The 5003-nt window shown below is 72.2% G+C and carries 6 protein-coding genes; all 6 read right to left on the bottom strand.

Annotation, left to right across the window (positions count from 1 at the left end):
• A partial coding sequence (locus tag ACGFMK_RS48700) for a beta-ketoacyl synthase N-terminal-like domain-containing protein (RefSeq protein WP_392778818.1) occupies positions 1–773 on the bottom strand: 773 nt, incomplete at its 3' end.
• Between the two features lie 113 nt (positions 774–886).
• Positions 887–1051 carry a hypothetical protein gene (locus ACGFMK_RS48705; protein WP_392778820.1) on the bottom strand — a complete coding sequence of 55 codons (165 nt, stop codon included), beginning with the start codon at positions 1049–1051 and terminating at the stop codon, positions 887–889.
• Positions 1052–1084: 33 nt separating this feature from the next.
• Complete coding sequence (locus ACGFMK_RS48710) at positions 1085–2176, bottom strand: alpha/beta fold hydrolase (protein ID WP_392778822.1); 1092 nt, start codon at positions 2174–2176, stop codon at positions 1085–1087.
• The gene (locus ACGFMK_RS48715; RefSeq protein WP_392778825.1) at positions 2173–2949 is read right to left on the bottom strand and encodes a 2-oxo acid dehydrogenase subunit E2; all 777 of its coding nucleotides are present in this window, start codon (positions 2947–2949) and stop codon (positions 2173–2175) included. The genes ACGFMK_RS48710 and ACGFMK_RS48715 overlap by 4 nt, the downstream gene beginning before the upstream one ends.
• Positions 2946–3173 (bottom strand): acyl carrier protein, encoded by a 228-nt coding sequence (locus ACGFMK_RS48720; RefSeq protein WP_392778828.1) that lies wholly within the window; start codon positions 3171–3173, stop codon positions 2946–2948. Before ACGFMK_RS48720 ends, ACGFMK_RS48715 begins: the two co-directional genes overlap by 4 nt.
• Positions 3170–5003 (bottom strand): HAD-IIIC family phosphatase (locus ACGFMK_RS48725; protein WP_392778831.1); only part of this gene is annotated, 1834 nt, incomplete at its 5' end. The genes ACGFMK_RS48720 and ACGFMK_RS48725, both read right to left, overlap by 4 nt.

Genomic DNA, 5003 nt, shown 5'->3' on the forward strand with positions numbered 1-5003 from the left:
CACCGGCCGTCGGCGGCGAGGCCGCGCTGGCGGGAGAACTCGACGAACGTGTTCGGCGTGGCCATCACCGTCACCCCACCGGCCACCGCCAGATCGCACTCACCACCCCGCAACGCCTGCCCGGCCAGGTGAATCGCGACCAGTGACGACGAACACGCCGTGTCCACGCTCACCGCCGGGCCTTCGAAACCGAAGGTGTAGGCCACCCGCCCCGAGGCCACGCTGCCGGCGCTGCCCGTGCCGAGGTGTCCCTCGAACGACGGTGGCATCGGCTGCAGGCGGGACGCGTAGTCGTTGTACATGATCCCGGTGAAGACCCCGGTCCGGCTGCCCTTCAACGTCGACGGGACGATCCCGCCGTATTCCAGCGCCTCCCACGTCGTCTCCAGCAACAGCCGCTGCTGCGGATCCATCGCCAGTGCCTCACGCGGGCTGATCCCGAAGAACTCCGGGTCGAACTCTGCCGCATCGTGCAGAAAGCCGCCGAACCGCGACGTCACCGTGCCCGGGTGGTCGGGGTCCGGGTCGAACAGGTTCTCCAGGTCCCACCCACGATCCGCCGGGAACTCACTGATCGCGTCCACCCCCTCCGACACCAGCTGCCAGAGGTCCTCCGGCGAGCGCACCCCACCCGGATACCGGCAGCCCATCCCGACGACCGCGATCGGTTCGTGCTTCGCCGACTCCGCGTCCTGCAGCTGCTTGCGCGTCCGGGCGAGATCGTTGGTGACGCGTTTGAGGTAGTCGCGGAGCTTGTCCTCGGTGGCGGCCATGCGGCGTCAGCCTCTCGGGTTCGGGGGAAGGGGGTTCAAGCCCGGGAACGGAGCAGCCGCCGCAGGCGTTGCCCGGCCAGGGCGGTGTGGTCGGCAACGCCCAAGCCTGCAGCTCACTCGAATGCGTCGGTGCCCCGTGAACGTCGTCGAACTGCACGACGTGCGGCACGCGGGGTGCGCTTGCGCAGCAGGGCCGGGCAGCACGTGCCCACGATGGCGATCAGATCGTTGGTGACACGTTCGAGGTAGTCGCGGAGCTTGTCCTCGGTGGCGGCCATGCGGCGTCGGCCTCTCGGTCGGGGGAAGGGGGTTCAGGCTCGGGAGCGGAGCAGCCGTCCCAGGCGCTGCCCGGCCAGGACGGTGCCGAACAGCGCGCGCGGCACCCGGCGGCCGCCGAGCATCCGGAGCGTGGCCAGCAGCGCCCAAGCCTGCATCTCACGCGAATGCTCCGGGGCGCCGTGCACGTCGTCGAACTCGACGACGCGCGGCTCGCGGGCGTGCTCGCGCAGCAGGGCCGGATCGCCGGGCGGGATGATCTCGTCGCGGGAGCAGGCGACGTAGCCGACCGGGATGCGCAGCGACGCGATCTCGCCGGCGGTGATCGCCCAGCCACGCACGTGGTCCTGCAGTCCCGCTTCGGGGACACCGGTGAGGTGGACGAGGGTGTCGACCGTGAGCCGGGGCAGTGAGGACCACCACGCGGGATCGGTGAAGAACTCCCGCAGCGGGGCACCGACGGTGACCAGGCCGCGGATCCGCTCGTCGCCCAGCGCGCAGCGCAGCGCCAGGTGCCCGCTGAAGCTCAGCGGCAGCAGGTGCGTCCGCGACACGTCCGCGCGGTCGGCGACCGCGTCGAGCAGGTCGGAGAACAGCCGGTGGCTCTTGTCGTCGTAGGGGAGCGGGTTTTCCCCGACGCCGGGCAGCTCGGCCGCGATCGCCGCGACGCCGAGCTTCCGCAGCACGGGCAGCAGCGGGGCCCACTGCTCCTTGACGCTCACGATGCCGCCCATGAACACCAGGAGCGGCTGCTTGTCCCGAGTGGACAGTCCGGTGCCCCAGGCGCCGAACCGGCCGGTCGGCGTGTCGACTTCGACGCGCTCGATGCCGCCCGCCTCCCGGCGCCAGCGGTCGAACGCCGACACGCACCGCTCCAGCGCTTCCGCTCGCTCCGGTCCCGCGACGAACGGGAACCGGGCCAGGTTGTAGTACTGGCCGGCCTCCAGTAGTTTCCCGTCGCGTTCCAGGGCCTCGCCCGCGCGTACCCACTCCCGGGTCCACGACCCGTCCGCACCGTCCACATCGGACGTGATCCGCGACAGCAGGTCCTCGTAGTGACTCAGCGGCACGCCCTGGGCGCGCGCGTGGGCCCACACGTACTGTTTCAGTTCCCGGACGTCGTTCACTCCGTCACCGCCCCGGGCCAGGTGGCGGCGTCGGGCACCTTCTCGAGGCGGTCCTTGACCTCCGTGAGCACGTCGGCGGCCTCGGCGCCGTCGAGCACCCGGTGGTCGAACGCCAGGTTCAGCCGCAGCACCGGCGCCACCACGACGGCGCCGTCCCGGACCACCGGCCGGTCGGTGACCTGCCCGACGCCGAAGGTGATCGTGGTGCCGCCGACGGAGTGGAAGCCGTGCACGGGCCGGTGTCCCAGCGACGTCACGGCGAAGGTGCCCGCCAGGCCCGGCCGCTCGGCGAGCGAGCGCCCGGCCAGCCGGAACAGCAGCCTCCCCACCACCGGCGGGACGCGGTGCAGTGCGCGCAGCTTCGCGAACGCCGGGTCGGTCTCCGGGTCGGCGTCGCGGTGGCGCTCCACGAGCGCCTGGATCTCGTCGAGCTCGAGGCGGTCGAGGTCCGGCAGCACCGCGGCGAGCACGACCCGCTGCCCGGCGAGGGTCTTGTCGAGCGTCAGCTTCCCGCTGACGGTCGAAAACCGCGCGATCCGGGGCGAGACGCGGCCGGACAGCGCGGCGTTCGCGTCGGGGTGCCCGGCGAGCACCCGCGCGGCCGCGTGCAGCACGTGGGTCACGGTGGAGATCCGGCGTGGGCAGGCCGCGCGGTGTGCCCGGACCGCGGACATGTCGACTTCGGTGTCCAGGAACACCGGCGAGAACGCGCGGAGCTGCTCCTGCAGGTACAGGGTGTGCCGGCGCTGGGGCGGCAACGGCCGGACGTTCATGCGGTCACCGTCAGCGCGTAGAGCTTGTCCAGGGTCCGTGCCTCCAGCGCGTGCGGCAGCGACATGCGCCTGCCGGTGACGCGTTCCAGGCTGGAGAGCACCACGAGCAGGTGCACGGAGTCCCAGCCCTCCACTTCGTCGAGGTCGCGGTGCACGTCCTTCTCCTCCACCGGGATCCCCAGCTCGTCCCGCAGCAGGGTGATGAAGTCGCCGATGCCGTTCATGCCCTTCCCTCCGCCAGTCGGTCGACCAGCCGCACGTGCCCCGGCGGCGCCGGGAGCTCGGTCAGGTCGTGCGTGAACACCTGCGCGCCGCCGGTCTCGCCCGCGGCGGTGAAGCCGTGCCGGAGGTAGAAGCCGGCGACCTTGCCGTTCTTCGGGCTCGGCCGGTAAGTGCCGGACACGGCGGTCGCGCCGGTGGCCGCGGCGTGCGCCAGCACCGCCGCGAGGCACGTGTCCTCCACCCCCCGGCTGAACACCCGGCAGCTGAGCAGGAAGTTGTCGATGTGCAGCGTGCTGCCCCCGCGCCGCAGGAAGATCGCGCCCACGGTCCCGTTGTCGCCGAAGCGGTCGGAGCTGCGGATGGCCAGTGTCACCTGCTCCGGGTCCGCCGCGCGGCGCTGCACCTCGTCCTGCTGCAGCCGGACCGTCGTGAGGTTGAACTGGTTGGTGCGCAACGTGATCTGCGAGATTCGTGGTACGTCCTTCGCGGTGACCGGCGCCAGCTCGACCACCACACCGAGGCCGGCGAGGTAGTCGGCCAGCGAGTCGAACGAGTCCAGGAAGTCGCGGCGCCGCAGCTCCTGCCGGTACATCGAGGGCCGCTGCCGGTCGGTCGCGGTCAGCTCGCGCACGGTGAACCAGTTGTCCGCGAACAGCTTTTCGCCGTGCAGCGCGGGTTCGTCGTCCAGCTGCACCACCGCCACCCCCGGCAGCTCGTGGCGCACCAGCCCGCATTCGAAGCTGGAGTCGTCGGCGAACACGGTGGCGTCGGCGGCGATGTTGAGGTCGGCGGCCAGCGCGGCCAGGTTGTCGTGCTTCGGCTGCCAGTTCGCGACCACGCGCACGAAGTCGTCCTTGCGCAGCAGCATCCCGGGGTGCTCGGCGAACGCCCGGTGCACCAGGTCGCCGTCGTTCTTGCTCACCGCGGCGACGAGCACGCCCTGCGAACCGAGCTGCTTGACCACCCGCTGGAACGACCGGAACGCCTCACCGCGCGGCGTGTCGCCGACCTCGATGCCCTCCAGGCCGTCGTCGCCGAGAACGCCGCCCCACAGCGTCTCGTCCAGGTCCACCGCGAGGCACTTCTTCACCGACCCGGTGACGTACCGGGCGAGGTGCCCGGCTTCGCGGGCCAGGCGCGTCAGCAGCGCGGGGGAGAGGTGGGTCTTCGTGTAGCGTCCGAGCCGCGCGTCCTCCGCCGGAATGCCCTCGGCCAGCAGCGGGTCGACGTCGATCACGGACACCGAAGCGAGTTCCGCGGTGAGGTCGAGCAGGCGCGCGTTGGCCCGCCGCCACGCGGCGCCGAGCCGGGCGCGTGAGCGCTGGTCGACCAGCTGGCCCGCGATCGCGCCGGGCAACGGCAGGGTGGTGAACACCAGCACCCCGCCGCCCTGCGCGGCGTGCCGCCGGGCCAGGTCCTCCAGCAGGCCGATCTTGGCGTCCAGCACCGTTTCCGCGTCGGCGGCCCGCCACGGCACGGGCAGCTCGTCGGTCACGATCTCCGGGTCCAGCGGGCAGAGCACGAGATCCGGGCGGTGCGCGTACAGGTCGCTCGCCGGGTCGGTCAGGTCGAACACGTAGGAGTCGAAAGCGCAGACGTGCGCGTCCAGCAGCAGCCCGTGGCGTGCCAGCTCCGCCGCGAGCGGCGGCACGACCGGCGACACCGTGCCGTGCCCGGTGATCGCGACCCGCACCACCGGCACGTCCGGGTGCGCGGCGAGGACGTCGGCGGGGGAGACGCGGGCGAGGAGACGGCCGGCGCGCTCGAGGTCTTCCGTGGACAGTCCACACAGGAATTTCCGGACCTCCGGCCAGCGGACGGCCAGCTGCCCG

It is taken from the genome of Amycolatopsis sp. NPDC049252 (assembly GCF_043197175.1).
GTDB lineage: Bacteria > Actinomycetota > Actinomycetes > Mycobacteriales > Pseudonocardiaceae > Amycolatopsis.

Bases quoted from the DNA above. Each gene is read 5' to 3' on its own strand.
- ACGFMK_RS48715 (WP_392778825.1), bottom strand. From the start codon at position 2,949: ATGAACGTCCGGCCGTTGCCGCCCCAGCGCCGGCACACCCTGTACCTG.
- ACGFMK_RS48720 (WP_392778828.1), bottom strand. From the start codon at position 3,173: ATGAACGGCATCGGCGACTTCATCACCCTGCTGCGGGACGAGCTGGGG.
- ACGFMK_RS48705 (WP_392778820.1), bottom strand. From the start codon at position 1,051: ATGGCCGCCACCGAGGACAAGCTCCGCGACTACCTCGAACGTGTCACC.